We start from the raw sequence: 25096 nt of genomic DNA on the forward strand, positions 1-25096 counted from the left end.
TCCCCCCTATGATATATTAGTTGTCTGTAGTAGCGTGCGTGTCAAAAATCCGATCAAGATCCTCATTGGTGCTGATAGCCAAAACTTCACGCTGTATTGTGATATTCGTTAAATTGAGACGATAGAAGTGGCTTGCTCCATCAGTTCCAGAGAGTTTCCGAATTAGTTCAATTCTACCGTATACTACAAAATGGGCCTGAGCGAATTCGGCCAATCCCTTCGCTTTCGCACAATTATCGCTACGACTCGAATCATGTGGCTCAAGAATATCAAAAATATATCCATGTGCATCCTTTCGGACGATCATCATATCAGGGAACATGGCTTTGTACACACCTGAAACCTTATATGGAATTTCAATAGACCAATTTTTTCGGTCAAGGTTTCTAAGCCATGCAACAAAGTCGGCGCGGTGCATTTCTTCTTTAAGAACACCATCTTCCCATGCGTTTAATGTGACCCTGCAATTTCCGGTTTCATTTATAAATAAGTGCCTATCATATTCTGCTGAATTTTCTGAGCAGTTGAATGAAATGCTGAAAGGAGCTCTCCATTGCAATGGAGTAGCATTGCGTCCGGAAGAAACGAGGTGATCATATTTCTCGCGATCAGCGGTTCTAAGCATTTGAATTGCTCTACGATTTTCGTTATAAGTTTCATCAAAAAGCTTCCCAGCATAATCTTCTAGATTATCCATAGCGCTGACATTAGATGCCACAACAATCAGCTCAATTTTAGCTTCAGAATCATCTTTTTCCCGATTTTCTACGCGATATTGAGTTGCAATATAATCCCCAATTCTCTTTTCCGCTGTTTTAAAAATGGCTTCTTTATCTGCATTTAAAACTGAAACGCTCTGTGCATGATCCGCGACTATTTGATTTGTCGCGATTTCAACTTCCAACGTTTTCAAGTTCATGCCGGTTACACCAGATACTAATTTGTCGTAATTCTGAGACAACTTAATTACTTCAAGTTCTTCCCGAACCTTTTGACTCATTTTTTGCCGTATCGAGCGATCAGTAGATGCGTTTACTCCATCGACGGCAAGAAAAGCTCTTATCTTATCCAAGCGACGGAGATTAGTTTCTTTCCTGACACCTTCAACGCGGTATGTTACAAGATCCTGCATATGATTAAATACTTCTTCAAAAGCAGGATTTCTCGAAAGCGTAACAAGTTCAGGTGCAATTCCAGTTTCGGTCGGAGCTGCGTTTTCATCCTCTTTAAGGGCTTGAACCACATCACTGACTGTGCTTTGATCGAAGAAAGGAAGGAAAAGATGAACAGCATTTAGTGCTGCATTCATCTCGATACGATGAGCTAAAGGAGTTCGTACCATTCGGCCAAGCAACTGAGCAATATAGGTATAGTCTTGCGCAGAGCGGAAAGACATCATAACTTCTGCTCTCGGGCAATCCCAGCCTGTAGATAAGTTCATCTTAAAGAATACAAGAATTGCCTTTTCATTTTCTTCAATCCGTGATGGTTCTATTTTAACAATAGGAATAGAAAATCCATTCAGCGTTCCTTCGTCATTAAAGGTGTGGACGACTTCGCCAATTTCAAGTGACCTACCAAGCTCATCTGCCAGTGTCTCAAGACAGGTATTTATATCTGTGGTAGTCGCAACACTATCAGTCCTGTCATTCACCTGAACAACAAGAATGGGCTTCACAAGTCTTTCGCGCTCAGAAGCGCAATATGTACTCCATTCCACACTCATTGACTTCCATGTAGAAACCGCTTCTTGAAACAACGTCATTTCAGCGTTGAACGCCATTTCAGGGCAGTGGATAATAACTCTGTCTTTTAGTAGTCCAGATTCAATAACATCTTCAGGCCTTACAGAAACACTGTGTTTGGTGGAATTAGTTTCAGCAATCATACGTTGGAAGCGCTGAGGTGTAGCAGATACCCCAATAATTAGCGGCATCACGCAAAGACCATCCGCCTCACTTCCAACTATGAATTTTTGCATGATAGACCTTGCAATATTTTCGGCGCGAGTACTGATATTCATCCCCCGGTGTGCTTCATCAATAACCACGTAAAGTTGTTGCTGATATTTAGCAGCTGTATTGGTCAGCGTTTCCCATATAGTATACTGACGAGTATCGGATTTCTGAGTCAGAAGTTTATCGTTTCCCAGCTTTTGGGTATTAAGAAAATACACGTTTCCGGGGTCTAAACATTCTGAATCATAATTTGAATCAATGGTAATCAACCGTCTGGATTGAATCATGTCTGATTTTGCTTCGACTTTCAACTTCGACTGCTCATTCAGCTCAGGCATGTCAGATAGCCAAACAAAAATAGCGTCAGGCTGCGCATCAATATCGGCTGTACCAAAGAGAATATCTTCGAATAGTGATGTCATAATGATTGTTTTTCCTGCTCCAGTGGGGGCAGAAAATGTGATAATCTGCTGGCCCTGATTCATGGACAACAGATTGTGGGCAGCACCAATTTTTTTAATTAATTCTGCCTTTGCATCCTCTTGAAAGTCAAATAAGGACATCCTCATATTGAGTTCCTCCTTGTGTTGATCGTAAAATTATCAATGTAATCCCGATATAGTTGCTTTACATTGGGATTGTTAAGCTGTGATGCCATTTCCCTGAATGCTGTCTGTGAATCAGTTACCAAATATACATATTTAATATTGCACTTTCCTGCGATTTCATTCTTGAATGTTGAGAAGGCGCTTTCATTCAATAGCACTGCAAAGGAGCTGTTTTCAGGAATAAGCATCTCTGGAAGACCATCTTCTCCAATGGTTGGGCGCGACCCAACAGCTCCAGATTGCAACCAAAGCATAGGTAGGATCGCTTTGAAGCTCAAGCCGAGCTCTACGGAACTCTTGTCAAGGAAACCAAGTTTGAAATATTCTACATTTGCCTTGAATCCAGTACTCATAGGCACTTTTTTCTGATCTTGGACAATATAGTTTCCAAGTAACTCCTCTATTCGCGCCTTGGCAACAGAAAACAAGGTGTTGTCAGATGTCACTATGTAAAAATCCGTGATATGTTCTTGATCCTCTAAAGCAGCCAACCACTCATCAAGGCAGGTATCATTAAAAAGAATAGATGCAGTATGCTTTTCAGACACGATATATTGGCTGTCTGCTTTCACCAAGGACTGTGCTAACTTTTCTTTTCCAAGAAGCGATACGAGTTGCTTTTTCTTAGCAGTGGTATTCAAAGCATCCGCTGATGTGAACCCAATTTGGACGAAATTACGGGCAATTGTCTTATCATTGCTTTGAGTAGTAAAATACTCTCCGGATAGAATACTGCCATCAGTTCGCTTCCCTTCAATGGAATATTTCGTCCGAGGCCAAGTGACAGCATGGCAAATGCCCATATGTTCCCACTCATCATCACCGGGTTGGTATCCTTTGCTATATAACTCTTGCGCATCAGCTTCAGAAACCTCATTGTTAGTAACTAATATGCAACGGCGGTGCCCCTGATCTTCAGCATTTATAAGATTGACAGCATGAAGGGTAGTCCCGCTCCCTGCAAAGAAATCGACAATCAAAGCATTCTTTCTATTTCTCACTACTGCTAAAATAGCATCTCTTGTAGAATAAAGCGACTTTGGAAATGAAAAAGCCCTTGCTTGACCAATGATACTCGACACCATATCGGAGCCATACGCACCGGCGTCATGATAAGAACGATGCCATACCGTCTTAATCACACGGGTGTCATCTGCTGCATATTCAATTTCTACAACATTGGTAACCGGATCACGTCTAATAATTCGTATACTGCCTCGTTCAATTTTTTGTTGGTTTGGTTGGCTGATATAGCTAATTCCCCAAGTCTGGCGTTGTGAGTCATATTTACCACAAGAAACATATCCTTTTGAAATAAGGTCATTTAGCGTATCATTTCCAACGCTCCATCTACCCCAAGAACCGTCTCTTCTAACAGGCCATGCAACATCATAACCATCTATTCTTTCACCTAATACGGGATTCTCAGGTAATGGTAGAAAACCACCCGCCTTAACAACCATTTGTCGCTTACTGTCAATCAATACAGGATAAAACATACTCTCTCTATCACTACGCAAAGCATCTGTACCAGATCGCAATAGACCCTTCCATCTTGGCTTTCGATTGAGTTTGGGAGGATTAAGCAAATTATCATCACTATCTGCAATAAAAGCATTGGGTGCAAAACAATAGATTATGTATTCTTCTACGCGGGAAAAGCGCCCTTGCGTAACACCCTTTGGATTAATAACTGCAGTAATCATCTGGATATAGAACTCTGGAAACAATTCTTCTAGCAACACTCTTAAGTGATGAACTTCGTGCTCATCAATGGTAACAATGAGAACTCCATTATCAGGATTTAGTAAGCGTTTTGCGATTTTGAGTCTTTTCTGCATCATTGCCAACCATTTACTATGTCTCCAACTGTCAGCAGAATCCACATAATCGTTATTATATTTCCAGTCACGAGCACCGGTGTTGTAAGGAGGATCTATGTATATACAATCAACCTGTTTGGGATACAAGTATTCTAGCAGCTGAAGAGCATGATAATTGTCGGCCTCAATAAGGGTGTGCCACAGGCTACTATCTGGTGCATTTTCAACTTTATCCATGGGGATAAGTTGAGGGTAAATGGGCTCGCCAAATTGAGAAACGGGAACAATAGAGGCTTCGTTCAATTCAATAACTTCTTTAGTTTGTTTATTAACACAGGTTGCCACACCTTCAGCGACTTTGGCAACAATATATGTGTTCTTAATACTTGTTCCTTTTTTTGACACAGTGATGCCCTTTTTGATAGGCAAGCCGTATAGGGGAATGCACTCAGGTAAGTGTTCCTCGAATACCAAGCCGAACTTTTTAATATTATTCATTTTCGTGACTTCACACTGAATGCGCTCACGCAGCGTCTTATCTTCAATCTGAGAAATTAAGCCATTGATTACTTCCATTTATCATATCCTCCGATTTATATAAGGATGTCAAGATATATGTACTTAAATATGGACCGATAAATTGAGTGTCTCATTTCTCCGCCGCATTACCGGATTTCATCCATGCATCAACCTCGCTGACTTTGAACTTCCAAAGCCGTCCGATCTTAGCAGCAGGCATATCACGTTTCTCAATCCAATTGAGTACTGTATCACGGCTGACGCCAAGATATTCGATGATTTCTTTCATGGAGTACCAACGTTCAATGTTTGAGTCCATGGAAGTTCCCCCTCTTTCACATGAGTCAATAATTCAACTAAATAATAATACCATAAACTTGAAACACGCACAATGATTTTCGTGGTTTTATAATGAATTATATAGGTACTTTGCTTTTTATAAAGTGAACGCAAGCAAAAAAATTTGGGCAGAGCCATGTTTTCCAATTGGAAAGCATGGCTCTTTTTTTATACCCCAATATAAAATTTCAGAAAAGAAAGGCGGAATGCTCCATGGTCTACGCAACCCTATCAAATCCAAACCGGCCCGGCTCACCTGCCGTGACAGTCGGTTTCCCCATCACGGAAAATGTATACACGGATTTGGAGTCCATCGGTATCGGCAGCGCTACGGGGCGCGACTGCTACGTTTCTTCGGTCAGCGGTGACGTTCCTATCCTCAAGCGTCTTGAAAAGACCGCCGTGAACGTCGACGAGCTGGACTATCTCGTCAAACGTCTGGACAGCTTTGACCGGCGCGAGCTTGCACAGTTTCAGGGTGTGGCTGTCAGCCGCGGCTATTTTGACATGACCACTTTCATTAATCTGACTTTTTGCTGTCAGGACGCAACGGTGGTGCAGGATTTTTCCGACATCGCCTCCATTGGTCGCGCGCATTATCTGGACACCCATGGCGGCGCGACGGCAGAAGAACTGCAGTCAGTCGACGCCCGAAAGCTGGCCCTGTCCCTTCTGCTCAACGAGAACGGTAAGGTCACGCCTTACGGCGTCGTCTATGATAACAGCATGCAGCTGGAACAACTCTACGACGGACAGCACTTTCCCGACTACCTGTACAGCGGCAATACCGTGCTGACCGTTGCGATAACGGATCGCAGGGTTTCTCAAGATACCGCGCCAATCACCTGGCTCCACTTTCCTATGAACGACTGGCAGATTGAACGAGCTGCCATCCGTACCGGGATCTCTGTTTCCGAAGACATGCGGCTACGGTATTCCGACAGCGAGCTGCCGCAGGAATTAACCGCGCTGCTGGTCGGTGAGAACCTCCATGACGTCAATGATCTGTGCGCTGGCTTTGCGGCATTGGATCAGGGCAACCGGCAAAAACTCGGTGCCGTCCTTCAGATGGTTCGACCCGACGATCTCGCCCAGGCGCGGAATCTTCTGAAACAACTCGACCTGTTCGATTTCATCTCGAAGGTCTCCACTCCCGCAGAATACGGGCGGTACATGATCGCGGAATCCGGTCGATTTGAATACGATGAAAATCTGGATGAGTTCTATAACTATCAAAAGTATGGAAACCAGCGCATGAGTCAGGAGCAGGGCCAGTATGTCGGCGACGGCTACGTCAGCTACCACGGCTTCATTTCCATTGAGGAAGTGCTGGCGGGCAGTGAAACGGAACGGATGGAACAGACGTTGGGAGGAATGTGACATGCTCAAGCTGCAGTTGACCCGAGACGGCGCCTATGACGACGAATATCTGGAGCTTCCGGCAACTCCAGCCGATGTCGGTGAGGTAATGTCACAGCTGGATGAAACAAGCAGCGATGTCGCTTCCACCCGCATCTACGGCACCATCAGCGACGTCTGGAATATCGGACGCTACTTGAAACGCGCAGACGTGAATGATCCCGATCAGCTAAAAAAGCTGAACCGCATTGCGGAGATCGTCAACACGCTGGACCGTGAGCAGTGCCTCGTATTCGAGGGCGCGCTGGACGCCGAGTCTGTAAATAACCTGGATGACGTGATCGCCATCGGAGAACGGCTGGAGGATTATATTCTCGTTCCCGAAATCACTACCGACCGGGAGCTGGGCGTTTGCCTTGTGGAATCCGGCGCCAAGCCTTTCAGTGAGAGCGTCCGGCCTTATCTGGACTACGGGAAGATCGGTGCCGAGTATTATGCCGACCATGGCGGCGCGTATATTTCCTGCGGTTATGTTCTCAGGAAAGACAGCGCGGATCAGGCCCTGCTGGATTTTACCCAGCCCCATCCGGCTCAGGAGTTCGGCGGAATGAATATGGCATAGCTATTTCCGCCGCTTCATGGTATCCTGTGTGCTTGACAAAACAAGAAGGAGATGAAAATTACACATGAGCGTAAACGCCAGAGAGGAACAGTATGAGCATGTGGAGCTTTTCGGGAAACCCGCCCTCTTTACGGATTCCCGCGTTGACCGCGGTACGGTACCCGAAGGCTTCTACTGCTACGACCTGCGCGGTTCCGACTACGATCCCGGCAAACCGACGACGCTGGAAAATCAGGTTGCCGTCAATCATGCCGGTACGGTGCTGACCGCCGAGCCGGTGACTATCCCCAAGGAGGGCTTCCGCCGATTGCGCGGCAAGCTCAATTTTCTCGGGGAATGCCTGACGCTGCCGGAATTCTGCGAAGAACACGGTATCGCACTCCCGCCCGACAACCGGAAATTCATTCTGCGGCCCGCCTCTCCCAATGAGGCGGGATTTTTTTATGCCCTGCCGAAGGAACAGGACGCGGCGCTGGGCGCCATCGGCCATGTCCGCATTGATTTTGGTCGCGATGGTAACGAGTTCTGGCACACCTGGCATCCCCGCGGCGACGAGTCGCTAAACAGCCCCGAATTCAAGGCGGAGCTGACAGAGCTGGTCAACGAGCTCATGGAAACCGGCCCGCTGAAAAATCTCAGCGCCATGGCAAATTATTGCGGGAATCGCGGCGGAGAGATCGAGGGCGGCTGGCGGCAGAACTACGGCTATGTGATTGAAACCGGGCGGTACCGCTACTGTCTGCGATGCAATCCCGGCCCCGGAGATTATCACGCCTACCTCACGGCCTTCGACCTGCAGGCGCAGCGGATGAATATGAAACAGGAATCTCCAGAACAAAAACATGGTCTCACGGAGGCCGGAAAAGAAATGCTCCGGAACGCCGCGGACAACACGCGGCCGCACAGCTACAGCTGGTTCGTTTTTCAGGATTACAACACGCCCGGTGAAAGGCTCACCGGCGGCCTGACACTTCCGGAGGCGATCCGGTTGTACAACGAAACGGACAGCGGCAGCAAGCGGCTCGGCGTGACCAAGGACGGAATCGCCACCGTGGATCTCGTTATCACGCTGAATGGCGAACAGGAGCTGCCGGAGGATTACACCCGCCTTGCCAGCTTTTCCGGCGATCCGGTTATAACGGAAGCGATGGAAACGCTGCGCGGAGCCATTGCAGAACAGACGCCCGCACAGGGCATCACGATGGGAGGTTTATGAAATGATACAGAACCCCGAATGGGTGAAATTCATGAAGGAGCAGTATCCGCCCGGAACCCGCGTTCGGCTCACGGAGATGCGCGATCCCTACGCTCCGGTGCCGTCCGGTACCGAGGGAACCGTTGATTTTGTGGACGATGCCTGCGGGATACACATGCAATGGGACAACGGTCGCACCCTCGCCCTCATCCCCGGTGAGGATCGCTTTTCTGTCATTCCGCAGCCCTTTCAGACGCTGAAGCTGTACATGCCGCTCACCGTCAGGAGCTATGAGCGCAACGAATACGGCGACATGGACGACGATCCCGTTGAGCTTGACGGCCGGACGGTCTGTTCCTATGAGGATCACATCCTCGCCGCCCTTCTGAAAGAACGGCGGCCGGAGGAAGCGGAGCGCGGCCTCATGGAATATTACGGCAAGGACGATGGCGTGAACCGCAAGGTGCAATCCTATGTTTTCACGGCAGAGGAAGTGGACGGACGCCTGATGGGTGTCGCCGAGTGCCGGGTGCGCGGCGAGCTTACCGACGCGGAGCTGGAACAGCTCAAGGACGCCGTCGTCGGTCAAGCGGCTGATGGGTTTGGAGAAGGGTTCGAGCAGCGCCCGATCAAAACCGGGGACGGTGAGCTTTATGTCAGCCTGTGGAGCAGCGACAGAAGCTGGAGCATCATGACGCGGGACGAGCTGGAGCAGGGCCAGCAGATGGGAGGGATGACGCTTGAACAGTAAAATCATGGAGCTGGAAATCAGCCGTCCCGGCCCGCTCGGGGCAGATGCCCCCGCAACCCTCACGCTGCCCGCCGCGCCCTATGAGATTCTGGACGCGCTGGACAAGGCGCGCGTGACGGATGAGCGCGTCATCTACTCCACGGAGATCCTGAGCTGCGAGCTGGACTACCTGCCGCAGTTTCTCAGCCCAAGCTCCAACCTCTACGAGCTGAATCACCTGTGTCAGCGGCTCTCCTCGCTCAGCGATTGGGAGCTGGACTGCTTCGAGGGCATGGTGATGATGGACGCCGTGCAGACCTGCTACGAGCCGATTCCCGTAGACCGGCTGATCAACATGACCGCCAGCATGGAACACTGCCAGATCGCCTATGAAGCGCACGACGACGAATCCCTCGGCAAATTCTACGCAGAAAACGGATTCGTCCCGCAGCTCGACAGCGTACCGGACGACGTCTACGCCTGGCTGGATTTCGGCAAGATCGGCAGGGAGATGCGCGAGGGCGAGGGCGGCATCTTCACGCCCCACGGGTATGTGGTGCAGAACGGCATCATCGCGCGGCTGTACCAGAGCGGAGAGGCCGTCCCCATCGAAAAGCCGGATTATACCGTGCTCCTTCGCGTGACGAAGGGACGCTTCAACGATCCAGAATCTGAAAACGATCTTTCCGCGCTCCTGAAGCTGCCCGCCGGCGATCAGGAGCTTTTTCACGCGGTGAAGGAAGTGGAGGCGGCCTCGCCGGAGGAATGCGCGTTCACCGCCGTGGACTGCGCCGTCCCCCGGCTGACGGAAAAGATCACCGACGAGCTGGAAGCCGCGAACGGCGACTGCTATGGGCTGGTCAATGAACTGGCGGGGCAGCTCCGGTACCTCGACCGGGAGGGCGGCATCCCGGTCTGCAAGGCCATGATCGCAGTGGCTCCCGACGACATCTCGCTGGACGAGGCGCTCGACCTCGCGTATCAGGCCGACGAGTTTTCTCTTTTGCGGGAAGCCGCGACTCCCGCGGATTACGCGAAAGCGGAGCTTGGGAAATGCTCAATCCCGCTGAAAGAGGAACTGTTTTCCGGTGACGCGGCTCTCCATCATTACGGTGAAAAGCTCATGGAGCACAACCTCGCCTCCGCCACCGATTACGGCATCCTCGTCTCCCAAAACGGCCAGACGGTGGAGCAGTGCCTGAACCGGCCCGGGCCGCAGATGGAAATGAGGTGAAAGAGATGAAAGCATATCCGTATCCCTACCCGTGGAAAGAACTTCCCGGAACGGCGGAGGAAACACAATACCTTGGCTGGCGTCTTTCTGAAATGTCCGTCCGGGAACGGTATCTGCTGGAGGGCGCCTCTCAGCTTCAATCCGTCGACACCGCCGCGGATCTGATCAATCTGACGGAGCAGCTCGACAGCTTTTCCCTCTGTCTTGGCGCGACGGACGATGCCGCGCTCGGTGCTTACGCCGCCCGCTATCGGGAAAAGATTCCCGAAAAGCGGATATCCCTTCTCGATACGGCGCGCTGGGGACGCGACCTGCGGGAGCGGCATGGCGGCGTTTTCACATCGGGCGGTTTCGTGGAACAGACCTCGCCCCTCCAACAGCGATACACTGCCGGAGACTCTCTCAGCAGACTGACGGCCGGAGAAGCGGTCATGCGGCTGAAGCTGGCGTCCGCTCACTGTCCGGACGGCGTGTGGCTCATACTCCCCGACCACGAACCCGTCACCGGCGAGCCGGACGAGCTGGCCGCCGCGCGGAGAGCGCTCGGCGTGACGGGATGGGACGGCGCGGTCCTGCTGGAGGAAAAATGCTGCCTATGGAACATCACGAATCCCGCAAGCCAGTACGCAACCCTCGAACAGCTCATCGATGCCGGTAATAACCTCGGTTACGTTCTGGAGGAACAGGGACAGGGAATGCCCTGCTTCGACGAATATTTCCGGACGGCAATGGAGCTGGAGGGCTGCACCCGGCTCGACGAGGCGCTGGACATCTCCCAAAATCTGAACTGCTACGATTTCATTCCTTCCGAGGAACATTGGGAAAAGTTCGGGCGCCGGATTGCAGAGCGGTCTGGGATCGTCGATCCTGACAGCGCCGCGGCCATGTACTTCGACTATGCCGGATACTGCAAATCCGAGATCGAACGGCTAGGGCTCAAGCGCTGCGCGGACGGATACATCGCCCGGAACGGCCGGGCGTTCCTCCATGAATTCAGCGAGCCCGCCCCGCAGGAACAGAATTTGAGCCTGAACCTGTGAAGGAGGCTGACGGCATGAGCAAGATATTTTCTCTCGTCGGTCTGGAAACCAACACCGGCATCCGGGATATCGGGATCATGGGCGGCATACCTGAGCTGGAGGAAATCCAAGGCTCCAAAGTATACCGGGAGCTGGTGGAGGACTGCGGCGAATCGGAATACATCGCCGTTATCGTCAAGTCCTTCCGCTATGGGCAGGGCCCTCCCGAACCCGCCTCCTCGGAAAACCTGAGCTGGATCGGGATGCATCCTGAGATTGTGAAAAACGGCGCCGCGGCGGAGCTTCAGACCTCACGCTTCGCCATCCTTTATCCCGACCAGGGAATGCAGTTTCATATGTAGCGCCTTCTGATTTTAAAAGAATCGGAAGGTGCTTTTTTGCGTTTCAAGGAAAAAAGCAGGTCGTCGTTAAATCGATACACAACCGTATACGGAAAATGAGAGCGCTGTCTTTGTAAAAAGGCGGCGCCTTTTTTGTTTTCCGGGAAAGGAGCGCGCCATGTGCCAGGAAACCAAAGCAGAAGAAAAAACAGGAGCCGGAGCGACCGGCCCTCCGAAAACACACACCATACCATCTCCGCGGGATCTCTCCCGCTGTGATGGCTGTCCGTATCCCCGCGTCGGCTTTATCTGCTGGAGTCCAGACGGCACCTGCATGAAAACCGACATGGACGGATTCAGCCGCAGCCGGAAAGGCAGGTGACGCGATGAACAGCATCATCAGCTGGGTGGGCGGCAAGAAAGCGCTGCGGGATCTCATTTATCAGAAAATGCCGAAGGAGTTCGGACGGTATATCGAAGTCTTCGGCGGCGGAGGCTGGGTGCTGTTCGGACGAACACCCGACGCCGCCATGGAGGTCTACAACGACTTCAATTCCGACCTTGCCAACCTGTTCCGCTGCGTCCGCGACCAGCCGATGGCGTTCCTGAAGGAGTTGGGTTTCCTGCCGCTGAACGGCCGGGATGAATTCTTTGTGCTGAGAAAATTTCTGGAGCAGGAGGAATTCACCGACGCGTTTATGCGCCAGGAGCTGGAGCTTGCCCAGCGGGAGCTGACGCCCGTCCAGTTCGACGAGATCAAGGCGATTCTTTTGGAAAGAGCCGAGATGAACGATATCCGGCGCGCCTCCGCGTTTTTCAAGGTGATCCGCTACAGCTACGGAAGCGGCTGCACCAGCTACGGCTGCCAGCCCTTCGACATCCGCAAAACCTTTGACCTCATCTGGCAAGGCAGCCGGAGGCTCCGGGACACCGTCATTGAGAACAAGGACTTCGAGGAGCTCATCAAACAGTACGACCGGGAAAACGCCTTCATCTACTGCGACCCGCCGTACTATCTGACGGAGGGCCACTACGCCGTGGAGTTCCGCAGAGAGGATCACTTCCGTCTGCGGGATACTCTGAAGGGCTGCCAGGGCAAATTCTTAGTTAGCTACAACGACTGCGAATTCATCCGGGAGCTGTATCAGGACTTCCGGATCGAAGCGGTCAGCCGCCTGAACAATCTGGCACAACGGTACGACAACGGCTGCGAGTACGCCGAAGTCCTGATCTCCAACTACGACACAGGCGAACGCCTGCGGGACATGCCGGTCCAGCTGGGGCTTTTCGACACCGCCGGGCTTACCGCGTGAAATCCGATCCAATAAATTTTAGGAGGAAACCAATATGAAGCTTTTGAAAGTGTCCGCAAATGTTGACAAGGAGTGCCGCTTGATTCTGCCCATGGAGTCCGTAAACCTCGAAGGGTTCGGGCCCGGTGGCGAGGTGTCCGCGCTCCTGGCCGTTCCAGAGGCCGGAGAATTCCCCGGCCTGATGCTGCTGGCCGCGCCAAAGGATTCCGCCCTGTCGTTCCTGACTCAGGACCGCAGTGACGACGAGGACGAAGAAGGCGCTGAAGAAGACGCTGAGGAAACGGATGATTTCACCCTGCCGCACGATCTCCTGCGGGCCGCGGGCATCCCCATCGACGGGGATCTGGACGTCACCTGCGTCCCCGTCGCCATTATCATCCGGGAATCGGACGTCCTCGACCGCCTGCCAGACAGTCTCAGGGAAATATTCCGATCCTTCGGCATCCATCCCGACACCGTACGGGAAGTTATAAAAAAGGAGGGCTACTTCGCATGAAAGCAAAGCAGATGTACAAGGTCGTGGACGGCAAGGGCCGCGTCCTCATTCCGAGAGAGCTCCGCGCCGCGTCCGGCATGGATTACGGCGACATCGTCCGGCTGGAGCTTTCGGACGGACGGGTATCAGTGAAGAAAATCGACATCATCGAGATCGGGGATAAATCGCCGGAGGCGGTGGAGGCTTACGTCCGCGCCGCGATCCGGGAGATGCCGGAGGAAAAGCAGATCGCCATCGCCGCCCGGTTGCTGGAGCTTCTCCAGCAAAGAAAGGAAAACCGCAATGGATGAAAAAACGATCTACGGCATGGAGGATTGTCTTCCAAATGAGGATGATGCTTTTTTCTCCGGCATGGTGGTCGTCCTCAAGCCGGAGGCTCTGTCGGGGGAACGGCACGGCGTCCGCCAGCTTTTCTTCTGCACACAAGGAGCGGATGGCATCCAAGACGCGGCGAACTGGCCCGTGTCCGCCGTTTCCCTCGTTAACGGAGAGTGTGTCCGGTACAGGCGCGGGGAGCTTCTCGGCCTGTTAAAGCCCGAGCTGCTCCCCGACCGCGCGCGGCTCCAGCTCTCGCAGATCCGTCCGCTGGATTCGGAGATTCCGAAGGAGCCGGAGTTTTTCGGTTACTGCTTTCTGCCGGACGGCAGGTACGCCTCCGGCGTCCCGCTTGCGAACGATCTGGAGGTCCGGGAATATATCGATATCCAGAGCCGCTACCAGCACCGCCTCATGATCTGTGACCGTGAGGACTGCTGCGTTTTTGAAATGCGGGATGGCAAGCTCATCTTCCCGACGCGGGAGGCTCCGGACGCGCAGCGGCAGGAGCCGGATAACGGCATGGAACTGAAATTATGAACCATACCCGGCCTTTGTCATATTCAAATCCAAAAATGAAAGAGAGGAATGAAAAAGCGTATGAACCTGAAAAACAAAAGGAAGGGCGTCCTGCTTCTGGTTCTCCTGCTTGTTCTTCTGGTATGCGGCGGCATCTATACAGCTTACCGTCTGCACCCGGAGAGCTTCGTCGGAAAAAACGACGTCATCACCCGCGGGGAGTTCGCCGCGGATCTGGCGAAGGAGCTGAAGCTGGACACGGGAAGCGCGGTGAAGGACCCGCCCACCTTCTCCGACATCGACGGGCATTGGGCGGAAAAGTACATCGAGGCACTCGTTAGCGCAGGCATCATTGATCCCGCCGATTATCCGGACGGCTTCAAGCCAGACGAGCCGATCACCCGCGCCGAGATCATCAAAATGCTGGTTCGGGCCAGGGGCCAGGACGACGAAGCGAAAAACACCCAGGGGCACAGCGGTTATGACGACCAGTCGGATATTCCGGATGACGATAAGGGCTATGTCATCGTCGGAAAAGAAGATGGGATCATCGGGGATACCGGTGATGGCAAGCTTCACCCCAACGACCCGGTGACCAGGGGCGAGGCCGACGATATGACCGGGAAGGCCGATCCGAAGCCTGTCACGCCAACGCCATCCTCCCCGGCAACCGATACCCCGACCCCAGGCAAGCCGGAACAGCCGACGCCGACCCCAAGCGAGCCGGAGAAACCAACGCCAACCCCGACGCCAACTCCCGGAGATTCGGATTCCGGTGGCTCCTATTATTATCCGGACGCGCAGGTGCGGTTCGAGCTGCCGGAAACCGCCCATACCGATACCGAAATCAAGGTCATGCCGGTCTGGAAATACACGCAGAGCTTTGCGTGGTCGCTGACCAAAACAGCCGTGGACGGCTCCGAGCAGCCGGTGGAGCTTACTGACGCCGTCACCGGAAGCCTTGGGCTGGAGGGCGGTACCATTCAATTCAAAAAGGACGGCGTCTATACCCTGACCGCAACGGCGAAAAACGCCGGAGGAAAGGAAACGACGCTGTCCAAAACCGTGACCGTGTACCCGGTTCTCGACCTGACCTTTAACCTGCCGGAAACGACCCACACGGACAAATCCGTCACGCTGGCCTACGCTCAGGCATCGCTCTACGGCCACAACATCATCTGGACGGCGAAAAAAGACGGTGAATCTGCCCAACTCACCGACATTCTGGATGGCACGTTGGGCAACGAGGGCGGAACCTTCGCTTTTAAGAGCAAGGGCAGCTATAACCTGACCGCCTCCGTTACCGACGAAACCGGCCGCGTCTTCACGCATACGGAAAGCACGAAGGCCTATCCTGTCGCGGGTATTGCGTTCACGCTCCCGGAAACGTCCCACACAGACACCGCGGTGGATGTTGCCACCAAGCTGACAAACGCGGATGGCCTGCCCGTAATATGGAGCCTGACAAAGAACGGCGAGCCCGCGGCGCTGTCCGACGAGCTGGAGGGCACGCTGACCGACGCGGGCGGCAAGGTCCGCTTCAAGGACAAGGGCGTGTACCGGATTACCGGGACGCTGACCGATGAAACCGGCAGAGCCTTTGAAGCCTCGCAGACCGTCACCGTCTACCCGGTGGGCTCCGTGGGCTTCTACCTGCCGGAAATCGCGCACACGGACACCGACGTTCAGGTAAAAGCGACCTTCCAAAACGTCGGGACCGCCGAAATTCAGTGGTCGCTGACCAAAGACGGCAAGGCCGCGGCCCTTTCCGATTATGTGGAGGGTAGGCTCACGGATACCGACAGCACCGTCCGCTTTAAGGAAAAGGGCGAATACGTGCTGAAAGCAGCCTTCACCGATCCCGCGGGCAGAAGCTACAGCTACTCCGCGCCCATCAAGGTCTATCCCATCCCCGGCATCAGCTACAAGCTGCCGGAAACCGCCCACACCGACACCACCGTCACCGTAACGCCGGAAACCAGCGAGCTTGGGAGCCTGAAGGTGGAATGGCTCCTCGAAAACGGCTTCGGCTTTCAGGATTGGTCCACCTATGTCGACGGGACGCTCACAAACAGCGGCGGACAGATCAGGTTCAAGCACGCCGGCACCTATGAGCTCATTGCCCGGATCACGGATGAAACCGGGCGCGTGTTCCTGTATGAAACCGGCGGGAAAATCGAAGTCCTGCCTGTGCTGGATATTTCTTTCGAGCTTCCGGCATCGACCCATACAGACCGAACCGTCGACCTGCGCACCCGCGGCAACAACAACGTGCTGCCAGTGGAGTGGACGCTGACCAAAGGCGGCAAATCAGTGGAACTCACCGACGTGCTGGAGGGCAGCCTGAACGCCTACGGCGGTAAGATCCAATTCAAGGATGTCGGCAACTATACTCTGACCGCCTCCATGACGGACGCTCTGGGACGGGTGTTCTCCTACAGCGCCTCCACCATTGTCTATCCCGTTCCGATCGTCACGATGAGCACGCCGCAGACCTGGTACGCCGGAGAAGCCGGAACGGTCAGCGTCAGCGGCACAAATCTGGAGAATCTCACCGCCGACTGGACGGTTATCCGGAACGACGGCGGCGCGGAGCCTTACACGGCCTACACTTCCGGAACCCTTACCAAAGAGGGCGGCACGATCACCTTCCCGGCAAAAGGCCGGTACCAGCTGATCCTGACCCTGACCGACCCCGCGGGCCGTACCTTTATAAACAGCCGGAGCCTCACCGTGTACCCCATCCCTTCCATGAGCATCGGCATCCCGTCCCTGACCTACAGCGGCGACGCTTTCACGGTCACCGCCTCCGGTACCGAGCTGGACGGTGATACCGTGGACTGGTTTCTATCAGAGGACGGCGGCGAAGCAAAGTCCTATACGGAATACGCCGCCGGTTCTCTGGATAACAGCGGCGGCACCCTGCGAATCAGTACGGACAAGACCGTTTCCGTGAAGCTGCGGGCGGTGGTCACGGCCGGAAACGGCCGGAAATTCATCTTTGATTCCAACGCCGGGACCATCAAACCCGTCGCCAGCTTCCCGTTTACCGTTCCATCCTCCGCCCATATCGGCTCCAGCTTCACCGTGTCCCTGCCGTCAGCGACCGGCCTTGAAGGCAGAGCCCTCACCTGGGAGCTGACCAAAGACGGCGGCGCGGCCAGCTATACCGAAAACCTCACCAACAGCGGCGGCAGCATCGCCGTCAGCGCCACCGGAAGCTATACCCTGACGGCGACCACCACCGATAGCGAGGGCAGGACTTTCCAGTATTCACAGAGCTTCACCGTCACCAACAACGCGCCGAACAAGCCCATCGGAAGCGCCTCCGTCACCAGAACCGCAAAGAACGGAAATCTTCTGGTCAACATTAACGCGTCGGCAACCGATCCGGACGGCGATCCCGTGACGCTGGAATACTCCGGCAACACCTCCGACAGCTGCTATGCCGTTGGAGCGCATACCGTGAGAGTACGCGCGAAGGATGCCTGGGGGCTTACCTCCGACTGGACGGACATCACCTTCACGGTGGCAAACTCCGCGCCCACCACGCCGGTCATCATCCGCACCCCGGATGGCAACACCGTGGCGCCCGGCACGGCCATCACCATCACGGCCTCCAGCACCGACCCGGACGGCGACGCGATCACCTATGTCTGGGAAGGCCGCCCCGCGCAGACCAGCACCGACTACCCGCTGGGCAAAAATGTGGTGCGGGTAAAGGCGGTCGACTCCACCGACGCCGAATCCCCCTGGGCGGCTATCATCTTCTTTGTCGCGGACGCAAGCCACGGCGGGGGCATGACGCTGACCGGGCCGGACTCGACGATCATCGAAAACGGAATCGACGGGGCGACCATCACCAAGTATACCTTCACCGTGCCGCCTGTTTCGGGCCATTGCGGCAATGATTTTGGCCGTGTTCGCGGGTACAACATCATCACCGGGCAGTGGGACCAGCTGGACTACGGAACCACCACGAACGGTATCACCTTCACGCGGTCGCTGTCGCCCGGCATCTACTCGAAGCTGGAGATGTACTATTACACAAACCACGACTGCATGTACAACAAATCAAACATCACCTACAGCGTGGAATTCTACTTTAGCTGACGGTCAACCGCACCGGGAAAGGAGGACCCCCCATGGACGGTATTCAGATGAAAAACAACCGCATCCTGTATTACGGCAACACCGCGGGATATCTTGACACAAAGCGGAACACGGCGGTCATCGACCCCATGTTCCGCACCGATGAAATGGAGTCTTATCTCTCAGAAAGAAAAGGGCTCTCCGTAAAATGGACGCCCGGCACCTATGACAGCCTTGCGTCCGGCACCCCCGACACGGAGGGAACCCCGCGGGCGCTCAAAAAATGCCGGATTCATCAGCTGAAGCCCGATACCGACGTCATGATGAAATTCATCGGCTACGACGAGCTGACGGAACGCTTCGGGGAGCCGGACCCGGAAAATTATGAGGTGGCCTACGACGGCGAGGTGGAAACCAACGACCTTGAAGCGCTCTATGAGAAATTCAATGTTGACCACCCACCCGGCTACAAGGGACACAGCCTCTCCATATCGGACGTGGTGGAGCTGTACGACGCGTCCGGCAGTACCTTTCACTATGTCGACCGCTTCGGCTTTAAGGAGATTGCGTTTCAGGCGCCGGAGCAGGAACAACAGCAGGGCCCACAAATGAGCCTGTGACCCACGGCAGCCGAACGGCTGCTTTTTTATTTCACAGCAAGGAGGATTTACCAATGTCAGATGAGTTTTCCACTGTCTATCCCTATTCCTGCGAGGAAGCGAGAAGCCAGAACCAGCTTTCCCTGTGGCGTGAGAGCCACAGGGAGAACATGGCGTGCAAAAACGCCATTGAGGAAGCGATCCGCAGAGATTTTGACGGGATGCATCTCAAAGTCGAATGCGCGCGGAGCGTGATCGAACAGTACGGCATTAAGCGCGTTCAGCGGGTGCTGGCAAACACCGTACAGCAAAAATCATGGGACGGGCGCTTTTCCCATGACAACAAAACTTGGGCAAAAAGCGTGTACATCCCGCCCGACAAGAACAACCTTACAGACCACAATCTGGAGTACGTGGCGGAAAGCCACCCCGCCGTGCTGGACGGCTTCATCAACCAGTACCGCCGCGCGTATCAGGAGCTGGGCCTGTTCGGCCCCGGCCAATGCGAGCCGGACTCCGAAAAGCTGAGCTACGAAGGCCGCGTTCTGGTGCTGTCGCCGGACATCTTGAAGGAGAGCTGCTGGAACCAGCAGGATCAGCTTTGGCTGGCGACCGGAGGCTTCGGCTGCGCCCCCAATTCCTCCGGCCGGGCGGTGTTCGCAACCTGCCTGAACGACGGAGAAAAAACACGCTGGAACCGTGCTGATTTTACCGGCGTTCTGCGGGAGCAGCTTCTGCCCGATTGGGCAAAGGAAAAGCTCTCGGAGCTTCAGGAGCAGCCGTCCGAAGGCATTGGCGGCATGAAGATGGAATGATCCCAAACACCAAAATCTGAAGGAGGAAACGATCATGAGTAAAACCCAGGTATCCCCGCAGACGGCGCAGACAGCCGCGGAACAGCCCCTGCCGATGAAGGTGGACGTGAAAATCGGCTCCATCCGGCCGGAGGGCAGCGTCCGGGCCTTCGCGTCCATCAACCTGAACGACTGCTTCGCCATCCGGAACGTGAAAGTGGTGGACAGCACCAAGGGCCTGTTCGTCGCCATGCCCAGCTACAAAGCGGGCAACGGCGAGTACAAGGACATCTGCTTTCCGGTCACCAAAGAATTCCGGGAACAGCTCAACAATGCGGTGCTGGACGCCTATCATCAAGCTCTTACGCAAAGCCAGAGCCAGGGGCAGCCTCAGCAGAAGGCGGAAACGCCCCCTTTTGAACGGGCGCCGGAGCAGGGCTCCGGTATGAAGATGGCGGGGCTGTGAGGCCCCGCCTTTGTTATGAAAAAACATATTGGAGGTAAAGCAAAATGAAGAAATTTCTGAGCAACGCAAAAAACGGCCTGATTTCCACAGCGCGGCGCGCGAAATGCGGCCTTAAACGTATGGCGGACAAGGCCAGATATGAGCTGACCATGCTCTACCTGAATTCCCGCGGCTTGCTCCGCTCCCAGAGCGGCGAGGGCTTCGTGGACACGGCCATCAAAATCCTGATTGCCGTCGTCATCGGTGCGCTGCTGCTGGCGGGACTCTACGCCCTGTTCGGGGAAACGGTCCTGCCGACCCTGAAGAAACGCATTCAGGACATGTTCAACTATGGCGGCTAATGTGCCGCTCCTTCTGCAGGCAGTCAGTTTCACCATTCTGCTGACCGCCGCGGCGGTATGCGATATCCGCGGGCGGATCATTCCGGATCTGCTCTGCGCGGGGATCGCCCTGACGAGCCTCCTCGCCTTTGAGCCGGAAAATCTTGCCGGAGCGCTTATCGCGGTGATCCCGCTGGTGATCGCCCGGTTTTTCGGCGGCATCGAGGGCGGGGACATCAAGCTCATGGCGGCATCCGGGCTGGTGCTGGGTTTCCGGCAGAGCCTTGCCGCCGCCATTCTCAGCTTCACCGCGTTTGCGGTGTTTTCCTGCATTTACATTTTAATCAGAAAAGCGCGCGGAGGGGATACGGAACAAAAGCCGTATCCCCTCGCGCCCTTTCTCTCTCTCGGCTGCCTGGCAGCCTATTTTCTTTTCTGATGGGAGGAAATATCCATGAAGCTTTTGAAAAACCGCACGGCGCTGGGCGCCGTCTGCATCGTGCTCTCCCTGCTGATCTGCTTTGCGCTGACGCCGCTTTTCAATCAGAGCGTGTCGCGGAAGACCGCCGTGGTAAGGGTGGTCAAGGACATCCAAAGCGGAGAGCAGATCACAAAGGACATGGTCCAGACGGTGGAGGTGGGCGGCTACAACCTGCCCGAAACCGTCATGAAAAAGGCCGATTCCGTGGTCGGCAAATATGCCAAGGCCGACCTTGCTCCCGGCGATTATGTTCTTTCCGCTAAACTGTCGGACGCTCCGGTGGCGGAAAACGCCTATCTGTCCAGTCTGGACGGGACGAAGGAAGCCATTTCCGTCAGCATCAAGAACCTTGCGGAGGGGCTGTCCGGGAAGCTGGCGGCGGGCGACATCGTCAGTGTCATCGCCCCGGACTACAAAAAGCAGGGCTCCACGGTCATCCCGCCCGAGCTGACCTATGTGGAGGTCATCGGCGTGACAGCCAGTTCCGGCAATGACACCGATCAGACCAAGACTGAGTCCGGCAAATCCGACAGTGGGGACGAGGAAAAGCAGCTCCCCGCCACCGTGACCCTGCTGGCAACCTCGAATCAGGCGAAGATTCTGGCGGAGCTGGAGTCGGAGGGCAGCATCCATCTGTCCCTTGTCTACCGGGGTGGCAAAGACAAGGCCGATGAATTTCTGGCGACGCAGGATAAGCTGCTGGCGGCCTTGTACCCGAAAAACGCAAGTAGCTCTGCCACAGGCAGTTCCAGCGGAACAGGCGCCGGTACGAATGCCCCCGCTACAAGCTCCGCGGCGCCGGAAAGCGAGGGGAAATAAATGCTCAATTTCATGAAGGGGAGCATTTTCTCCCGAACTAAACCGGCCCCTTCCCAGGAGGAAGCGGAGCCGGACATCCGGATGCTGGCGGTCTGGGGCAGCCCCGGCAGCGGCAAAACCACCGTCAGCGTGCGCCTCGCCAAATATCTGGCAGACCACAAGCGCGACGTGGCGCTTCTGCTGTGCGACATGACGGCTCCCATGCTGCCCTGCGTCTGCCCGCCCGCAGAGCTGGAGTGTGAACGCTCCCTCGGAAGTATTCTCGCGGCGGCCCATATCACCGACACCCTCGTCAGGCAGAACTGCGTCACCTTGAAAAAGATGAGCCACCTGACCCTTATCGGCATGCTCAAGGGCGAGAATGTGTTCACCTACCCGCCCTATACCCAGGAGCTGGCGGCCGAGCTTCTGGACCATCTGCGCGACGTCGCTCCGACCATTATCGTCGACTGCGGCAGCTATATCGCCCACGACGTTCTCTCGGCGGTAGCCCTGCTGTCGGCCGACTCCGTCCTCCGGCTGGTGAACTGCGATTTAAAATCCGTCAGCTATCTTTCCAGCCAGCTTCCGCTCCTGAAGGAGCAGAAATGGGACGCCGACAAGCAGTACAAGGCGGCCTCCAACGTCAAATCCAATCAGGCCGGGGAGCACATCGAGCAGGTGCTGGGCAGCGTGGCCTTTCAAATCCCGCATTCCTCCGAGCTGGAAAATCTGGCGCTGGAGGGGAACCTGCTGGGCGAGCTGGCCCTTAAGGACAGCCGGGGGTTCCGCTCGGAGATTGCCAAAATCGCAAAGGAGGTCTTTGGAGTATGAGCAGACGGCCCGATCTTTTAGCTTCCCAAAACATGACGGACAGCCAGGATCTGTTCTTTTCCTCCGGGGAAACCGTCCGGGATTTCCGCTCGGTGCTGCGCGACGTGCAGGAATACATTTCAAGCAAGTACGCGACGCTGATCACGGACGGCGGAACCGAAGAAGTCAAGGCGCAGGTCAAACGGTATATCGCCAAATATGTGCAGGATTACCGCCTGTCGGTGCAGGGCATGACGCAGGAACAGCTGGTGGACGCCCTATACACCGAAATGGCGGAGTTTTCGTTTCTGACCAAATACATCTTCGGAACGGGCATCGAGGAAATCGACGTCAACGCCTGGAACGACGTGGAGGTGCAGTACAGCAGCGGCGTCACGAAAAAGCTGGACGAGCGCTTCGACAGTCCGGAGCACGCCGTCAACGTCGTTCGCCGGATGCTCCATGTGTCCGGCATGGTGCTGGACAACGCCAGCCCTGCCGTGCTGGGGCATCTGTCGAAGAACATCCGCATCGCGGCGCTCAAGACCCCGCTTGTGGACGAGGACGTGGGCGTGTCGGCGTCCATCCGTATCGTCAACCCGCAGTCTATGAAAAAACAGGACTTCATAAACGGCGGCACCGCCACCGGGCCGATGCTGGACTTTCTCTCCGAATGCCTGCGCTACGGGGTTTCCACCTGCGTCGCCGGGGCCACCAGCTCCGGCAAGACCACGCTGGCGGGCTGGCTCCTGACGACGGTGCCGGACAACAAGCGCATATTCACCATTGAAAACGGTTCCCGCGAACTGTCGCTGGTGCGGCAGGAAAACGGGAAGGTGGTCAACAGCGTTATTCACACCCTGACCCGCGACAGCGAGAACGAGCGCCAGCGGATCACGCAGACCAGCCTGCTGGACATGTCCCTCCGCTTCAACCCGGACCTCATCGTGGTGGGTGAAATGCGCGGCTCCGAGGCATACGCGGCGCTGGAAGCCGCCCTGACCGGCATCGGCGTGCTGACCACCATCCACGCAACCTCCTGCGACGCGGCCTACCGCAGAATGGTCGCGCTGTGCAAGCGCGCCGTGGATATGTCGGATGAAACGCTCATGGCCTACGTCACGGAAGCCTATCCGCTGGTGGCCTTCTGCAAGCAGCTGGAGAATAAGCAGCGCCGCATCATGGAGATCATGGAGTGCGAGATTCTGCCGGATGGCACAAGAAACTTCCGCCCGCTGTTCCGGTACCACGTTTCCGAGAACCGCATGGAGCAGGGCAAATTCATCATCACCGGCGAGCACGGCAGCGTGCAGCCGATCTCGGAGAGCCTTCAGAGGCGGCTCCTCGAAAACGGGATGCCGCAGGCCGTCCTGAGCAGCATTCTTTCCATGGGAGGTGAGGCGGCGTGAACGCCATTCTTCTGATTGCCTGCGTCGGCATGATCGCCGGCGCTTTTTTACTGCTCGGAATCTCTCCGCTGGGATTCGCCGACGGGCTGTTCGGGTTCCTGACCCGGAGAAACAAAAGCCTCCGCTCGGAGATCGACGAGGCCGCGCGGCGCAAAAAGGCGTCCTTTCTCCGCAGGGAAATCTCGGAGGTGCAGGAAATCCTCAAGATCACCGGCCGGAGCGGACGGTTTTCCCTTGTCTGCGCGGCGTCCCTGCTGTGCTTCGCCGTGGGCGCGGCCTTCGCCATCCTGCTCGGAAACGTGTTCCTCGTGCCGGTAATGGCCATAGGGATGATGTTCATTCCGCTTTGGTATGTCCGCCTGACCGCCAGCCATTACAAAAAGGCTGTTGCGTCCGAGCTGGAAACGGCTCTGTCGATTATTACCACAGCCTACCTGCGCAATGAGAATATTGTGTCGGCGGTGGAAGAAAGCATCGCGTATCTGAACCCGCCTGTGAAGAGCGTGTTTGCCGGATTTCTGACTCAAGTGAAGCTCGTCAGCCCGGACGTGGAGGCGGCGCTCCATGACATGAAGCCGAAGATCGAAAATGACGTCTTTCACGAATGGTGCGACGCGCTTGCCGCCTGCCAGTATGACCGAAGCCTGAAGACCACCCTGACGCCCATCGTCAGTAAGCTGTCCGATATGCGGATCGTCAACGCCGAGCTGGAATACCTGGTGTTTGAGCCGCGGAAGGAATTCATTGTCATGGCGATGCTGGTGGCCGGAAATGTCCCCATCATGCGCCTGCTGAACAAGGACTGGTACCATACCCTGATGCACACGCCGGCGGGACAGATCACGCTCGCGGTGTGCGCGGCCGCCATTTTCATCTCCACGGCTTTTGTCATCAAGCTGACGAAGCCCATCGAGTACAGGAGGTGACGCGGATG

25 protein-coding genes are annotated in these 25096 nt (G+C 55.1%); 22 read left to right on the forward strand and 3 right to left on the reverse strand.

Annotated elements, in window-relative coordinates; translation table 11 throughout:
* Positions 1-16: 16 nt before the first annotated feature.
* From HCR03_RS14755 to HCR03_RS14765, 3 genes are all read right to left on the reverse strand, one after another.
* Positions 17-2527, reverse strand: a complete 2511-nt coding sequence (locus HCR03_RS14755; protein ID WP_187035064.1) for a DEAD/DEAH box helicase — start codon at positions 2525-2527, stop codon at positions 17-19.
* Positions 2524-4965 carry a site-specific DNA-methyltransferase gene (locus HCR03_RS14760; RefSeq protein WP_187035066.1) on the reverse strand — a complete coding sequence of 814 codons (2442 nt, stop codon included), beginning with the start codon at positions 4963-4965 and terminating at the stop codon, positions 2524-2526. The genes HCR03_RS14755 and HCR03_RS14760 overlap by 4 nt, the downstream gene beginning before the upstream one ends.
* 73 nt (positions 4966-5038) lie before the next feature.
* A complete protein-coding gene (locus HCR03_RS14765) occupies positions 5039-5227 on the reverse strand; it encodes a helix-turn-helix domain-containing protein (RefSeq protein WP_187035068.1) in 189 nt (62 codons plus the stop codon).
* Positions 5228-5460: 233 nt separating this feature from the next.
* On the opposite strand from HCR03_RS14765, the gene HCR03_RS14770 reads away from it, so the two are divergent.
* The 22 genes from HCR03_RS14770 to HCR03_RS14875 all read left to right on the forward strand — a co-directional run bounded on the left by HCR03_RS14770 (position 5461) and on the right by HCR03_RS14875 (position 25088).
* Positions 5461-6627: an antirestriction protein ArdA gene (locus HCR03_RS14770; protein WP_187035070.1), complete on the forward strand. Its 1167-nt coding sequence runs from the start codon at positions 5461-5463 to the stop codon at positions 6625-6627.
* 1 nt (position 6628) lies between these two features.
* A complete protein-coding gene (locus HCR03_RS14775; protein WP_187035072.1) occupies positions 6629-7228 on the forward strand; it encodes a hypothetical protein in 600 nt (199 codons plus the stop codon).
* A 64-nt stretch (positions 7229-7292) separates the two neighbouring features.
* Positions 7293-8444: an LPD28 domain-containing protein gene (locus HCR03_RS14780; protein WP_187035074.1), complete on the forward strand. Its 1152-nt coding sequence runs from the start codon at positions 7293-7295 to the stop codon at positions 8442-8444.
* A 1-nt stretch (position 8445) separates the two neighbouring features.
* Positions 8446-9174 (forward strand): DUF4314 domain-containing protein, encoded by a 729-nt coding sequence (locus tag HCR03_RS14785; protein ID WP_187035076.1) that lies wholly within the window; start codon positions 8446-8448, stop codon positions 9172-9174.
* Positions 9164-10387, forward strand: coding sequence for an antirestriction protein ArdA (locus tag HCR03_RS14790; RefSeq protein ID WP_228724979.1), 1224 nt, complete (start codon positions 9164-9166; stop codon positions 10385-10387). Before HCR03_RS14785 ends, HCR03_RS14790 begins: the two co-directional genes overlap by 11 nt.
* A 5-nt stretch (positions 10388-10392) precedes the next feature.
* The gene (locus HCR03_RS14795) at positions 10393-11427 is read left to right on the forward strand and encodes a hypothetical protein (RefSeq protein ID WP_187035078.1); all 1035 of its coding nucleotides are present in this window, start codon (positions 10393-10395) and stop codon (positions 11425-11427) included.
* A 14-nt stretch (positions 11428-11441) separates the two neighbouring features.
* Positions 11442-11768, forward strand: coding sequence for a hypothetical protein (locus HCR03_RS14800; RefSeq protein WP_187035080.1), 327 nt, complete (start codon positions 11442-11444; stop codon positions 11766-11768).
* A 157-nt stretch (positions 11769-11925) separates the two neighbouring features.
* Positions 11926-12129 (forward strand): hypothetical protein, encoded by a 204-nt coding sequence (locus HCR03_RS14805; RefSeq protein ID WP_187035081.1) that lies wholly within the window; start codon positions 11926-11928, stop codon positions 12127-12129.
* A gap of 4 nt (positions 12130-12133) precedes the next feature.
* On the forward strand, positions 12134-13060 hold the full coding sequence (locus HCR03_RS14810; RefSeq protein ID WP_187035082.1) for a DNA adenine methylase: 927 nt from the start codon (positions 12134-12136) through the stop codon (positions 13058-13060).
* Positions 13061-13094: 34 nt separating this feature from the next.
* Positions 13095-13556, forward strand: a complete 462-nt coding sequence (locus tag HCR03_RS14815) for a hypothetical protein (protein ID WP_187035083.1) — start codon at positions 13095-13097, stop codon at positions 13554-13556.
* Positions 13553-13846, forward strand: coding sequence for an AbrB/MazE/SpoVT family DNA-binding domain-containing protein (locus HCR03_RS14820; RefSeq protein WP_187035085.1), 294 nt, complete (start codon positions 13553-13555; stop codon positions 13844-13846). Before HCR03_RS14815 ends, HCR03_RS14820 begins: the two co-directional genes overlap by 4 nt.
* Entirely contained in the window at positions 13839-14411 is a 573-nt protein-coding gene (locus HCR03_RS14825) for a hypothetical protein (protein WP_187035087.1), read from the forward strand. The genes HCR03_RS14820 and HCR03_RS14825 overlap by 8 nt, the downstream gene beginning before the upstream one ends.
* Positions 14412-14471: 60 nt before the next feature.
* On the forward strand, positions 14472-18503 hold the full coding sequence (locus tag HCR03_RS14830) for an S-layer homology domain-containing protein (protein ID WP_187035089.1): 4032 nt from the start codon (positions 14472-14474) through the stop codon (positions 18501-18503).
* A 32-nt stretch (positions 18504-18535) separates the two neighbouring features.
* The gene (locus tag HCR03_RS14835) at positions 18536-19102 is read left to right on the forward strand and encodes a YodL domain-containing protein (RefSeq protein WP_187035091.1); all 567 of its coding nucleotides are present in this window, start codon (positions 18536-18538) and stop codon (positions 19100-19102) included.
* 53 nt (positions 19103-19155) lie between these two features.
* Positions 19156-19896 carry a DUF3849 domain-containing protein gene (locus HCR03_RS14840; protein WP_187035093.1) on the forward strand — a complete coding sequence of 247 codons (741 nt, stop codon included), beginning with the start codon at positions 19156-19158 and terminating at the stop codon, positions 19894-19896.
* 34 nt (positions 19897-19930) lie between these two features.
* Entirely contained in the window at positions 19931-20341 is a 411-nt protein-coding gene (locus HCR03_RS14845) for a SpoVG family protein (protein ID WP_187035095.1), read from the forward strand.
* A gap of 119 nt (positions 20342-20460) precedes the next feature.
* Positions 20461-20682 (forward strand): DUF6133 family protein, encoded by a 222-nt coding sequence (locus HCR03_RS14850; protein ID WP_187038142.1) that lies wholly within the window; start codon positions 20461-20463, stop codon positions 20680-20682.
* Positions 20672-21100: a prepilin peptidase gene (locus tag HCR03_RS14855; protein WP_187035097.1), complete on the forward strand. Its 429-nt coding sequence runs from the start codon at positions 20672-20674 to the stop codon at positions 21098-21100. Before HCR03_RS14850 ends, HCR03_RS14855 begins: the two co-directional genes overlap by 11 nt.
* Before the next feature lie 15 nt (positions 21101-21115).
* Positions 21116-21961 (forward strand): Flp pilus assembly protein CpaB, encoded by an 846-nt coding sequence (gene cpaB, locus HCR03_RS14860; protein ID WP_187035099.1) that lies wholly within the window; start codon positions 21116-21118, stop codon positions 21959-21961.
* Positions 21962-22774 (forward strand): AAA family ATPase, encoded by an 813-nt coding sequence (locus HCR03_RS14865; RefSeq protein ID WP_187035101.1) that lies wholly within the window; start codon positions 21962-21964, stop codon positions 22772-22774.
* Positions 22771-24162, forward strand: a complete 1392-nt coding sequence (locus HCR03_RS14870) for a CpaF/VirB11 family protein (RefSeq protein ID WP_228724980.1) — start codon at positions 22771-22773, stop codon at positions 24160-24162. Before HCR03_RS14865 ends, HCR03_RS14870 begins: the two co-directional genes overlap by 4 nt.
* Positions 24159-25088, forward strand: coding sequence for a type II secretion system F family protein (locus tag HCR03_RS14875; RefSeq protein WP_187035103.1), 930 nt, complete (start codon positions 24159-24161; stop codon positions 25086-25088). Before HCR03_RS14870 ends, HCR03_RS14875 begins: the two co-directional genes overlap by 4 nt.
* Positions 25089-25096: the final 8 nt, after the last annotated feature.

Source organism: Caproicibacter fermentans (assembly GCF_014303955.1).
Classification (GTDB): Bacteria; Bacillota; Clostridia; order Oscillospirales; family Acutalibacteraceae; genus Caproicibacter; species Caproicibacter fermentans.

What these genes read in the sequence shown, in the direction of transcription:
- HCR03_RS14755 (WP_187035064.1), bottom strand. Translation starts at nt 2,527, where the DNA reads ATGAGGATGTCCTTATTTGACTTTCAAGAGGATGCAAAGGCAGAATTA.
- HCR03_RS14760 (WP_187035066.1), bottom strand. Translation starts at nt 4,965, where the DNA reads ATGGAAGTAATCAATGGCTTAATTTCTCAGATTGAAGATAAGACGCTG.
- HCR03_RS14765 (WP_187035068.1), bottom strand. Translation starts at nt 5,227, where the DNA reads ATGGACTCAAACATTGAACGTTGGTACTCCATGAAAGAAATCATCGAA.
- HCR03_RS14770 (WP_187035070.1), top strand. Translation starts at nt 5,461, where the DNA reads ATGGTCTACGCAACCCTATCAAATCCAAACCGGCCCGGCTCACCTGCC.
- HCR03_RS14775 (WP_187035072.1), top strand. Translation starts at nt 6,629, where the DNA reads ATGCTCAAGCTGCAGTTGACCCGAGACGGCGCCTATGACGACGAATAT.
- HCR03_RS14780 (WP_187035074.1), top strand. Translation starts at nt 7,293, where the DNA reads ATGAGCGTAAACGCCAGAGAGGAACAGTATGAGCATGTGGAGCTTTTC.
- HCR03_RS14785 (WP_187035076.1), top strand. Translation starts at nt 8,446, where the DNA reads ATGATACAGAACCCCGAATGGGTGAAATTCATGAAGGAGCAGTATCCG.
- HCR03_RS14795 (WP_187035078.1), top strand. Translation starts at nt 10,393, where the DNA reads ATGAAAGCATATCCGTATCCCTACCCGTGGAAAGAACTTCCCGGAACG.
- HCR03_RS14800 (WP_187035080.1), top strand. Translation starts at nt 11,442, where the DNA reads ATGAGCAAGATATTTTCTCTCGTCGGTCTGGAAACCAACACCGGCATC.
- HCR03_RS14805 (WP_187035081.1), top strand. Translation starts at nt 11,926, where the DNA reads ATGTGCCAGGAAACCAAAGCAGAAGAAAAAACAGGAGCCGGAGCGACC.
- HCR03_RS14810 (WP_187035082.1), top strand. Translation starts at nt 12,134, where the DNA reads ATGAACAGCATCATCAGCTGGGTGGGCGGCAAGAAAGCGCTGCGGGAT.
- HCR03_RS14815 (WP_187035083.1), top strand. Translation starts at nt 13,095, where the DNA reads ATGAAGCTTTTGAAAGTGTCCGCAAATGTTGACAAGGAGTGCCGCTTG.
- HCR03_RS14820 (WP_187035085.1), top strand. Translation starts at nt 13,553, where the DNA reads ATGAAAGCAAAGCAGATGTACAAGGTCGTGGACGGCAAGGGCCGCGTC.
- HCR03_RS14825 (WP_187035087.1), top strand. Translation starts at nt 13,839, where the DNA reads ATGGATGAAAAAACGATCTACGGCATGGAGGATTGTCTTCCAAATGAG.
- HCR03_RS14830 (WP_187035089.1), top strand. Translation starts at nt 14,472, where the DNA reads ATGAACCTGAAAAACAAAAGGAAGGGCGTCCTGCTTCTGGTTCTCCTG.
- HCR03_RS14835 (WP_187035091.1), top strand. Translation starts at nt 18,536, where the DNA reads ATGGACGGTATTCAGATGAAAAACAACCGCATCCTGTATTACGGCAAC.
- HCR03_RS14840 (WP_187035093.1), top strand. Translation starts at nt 19,156, where the DNA reads ATGTCAGATGAGTTTTCCACTGTCTATCCCTATTCCTGCGAGGAAGCG.
- HCR03_RS14845 (WP_187035095.1), top strand. Translation starts at nt 19,931, where the DNA reads ATGAGTAAAACCCAGGTATCCCCGCAGACGGCGCAGACAGCCGCGGAA.
- HCR03_RS14850 (WP_187038142.1), top strand. Translation starts at nt 20,461, where the DNA reads ATGGCGGACAAGGCCAGATATGAGCTGACCATGCTCTACCTGAATTCC.
- HCR03_RS14855 (WP_187035097.1), top strand. Translation starts at nt 20,672, where the DNA reads ATGGCGGCTAATGTGCCGCTCCTTCTGCAGGCAGTCAGTTTCACCATT.
- cpaB (WP_187035099.1), top strand. Translation starts at nt 21,116, where the DNA reads ATGAAGCTTTTGAAAAACCGCACGGCGCTGGGCGCCGTCTGCATCGTG.
- HCR03_RS14865 (WP_187035101.1), top strand. Translation starts at nt 21,962, where the DNA reads ATGCTCAATTTCATGAAGGGGAGCATTTTCTCCCGAACTAAACCGGCC.
- HCR03_RS14870 (WP_228724980.1), top strand. Translation starts at nt 22,771, where the DNA reads ATGAGCAGACGGCCCGATCTTTTAGCTTCCCAAAACATGACGGACAGC.